A 1,100-nucleotide genomic window follows, 5' to 3' on the forward strand; every position below is an offset into this window, starting at 1 on the left:
CACACCACATCCCCAGTGCGATACATCCTTTGACCGGACCCCCCGAACGCACACGCGACAAACCGCGACGCCGTCAACCCCACCCGGCCCACATACCCCGCACCAACCCCGGCACCGGCCACATACAACTCACCAACCACCCCAGCCGGCACCGGCCGCAACCACACATCGAGCACAAACAAGCCCAAGTGCGCCAGCGGCACTCCAATCGGGCTCGCATCGATATCGACGTCGGCCTCGACGATCTCGCGAAACGACGCGTGCACCGTCGTCTCGGTGATGCCATACATATTGATCAACCGCGGTGAACCCGGGTGGGCATGCATCCATGCGCCGAGGCGCTGAGGTTCCAATGCCTCACCACCGAACACGACCGTCTCAAGTTTGAGCTGATCTGTCCGCTCGGGCACCAGCGCGTCAGCGGTCTGCAGCGCATAAAACGCCGACGGCGTCTGACTCAACACACTCACCTGCTCGACTACCAGCAAGGCGTGCAGCTCTTCGGGCGAGCGGACGACCGACTCCGGCACCACCACCAGCCGGCCGCCCCGCAGCAGCGCACCGAAGATCTCCCACACCGAGAAATCGAACGCCAACGAATGACACTGCGACCAGACCTGACCCGCCAACACCTCCGCGCCGTACAGGGAGTCCAGCAAGCAGGTGACGTTGCGGTGGGGGACGGCCACCCCCTTGGGCACGCCGGTGGTGCCCGAGGTGTAGATCAAGTAGGCAATATCGTCGGGGGCCGGCGCCGGCATCGTCGTGCCGGGGCAAGTATCGATGTCAGGGTCGTCGATATCGATGACCATCACGCGATGGCCGTCCAGCCGCCCAGCCAACCCGGTGGTGGTGATCACCGCGACCGGTGCGGCATCGCCGAGCACGAACTCGATCCGCCCCGCCGGCACGGCCGGGTCGATCGGCACATAGGCCGCCCCGGTCTTGAGCACCGCCACAATCGCCACGACCGCCCGTGCCGAGCGCTCCGACAACAGTGCCACACACTGCCCCGGCCCGACACCCCGGGCAATCAGCAGGTGCGCCAACCGGTTCGACGCCGCATCAAGCTCGCGATAGCTCATCGAGCGGCCGCCGAA

1 protein-coding gene is annotated in these 1,100 nt (G+C 66.0%); it reads right to left on the reverse strand.

All coding sequences use genetic code 11. The features are described from left to right. The coding region (locus tag A5686_RS02070) for an amino acid adenylation domain-containing protein (protein WP_156749900.1) at window positions 1-1,100 on the reverse strand (1,100 nt) is incomplete at both ends.

Origin of the sequence: Mycobacterium sp. E2479 (assembly GCF_001667925.1) — a bacterium.
Classification (GTDB): Bacteria; Actinomycetota; Actinomycetes; order Mycobacteriales; family Mycobacteriaceae; genus Mycobacterium.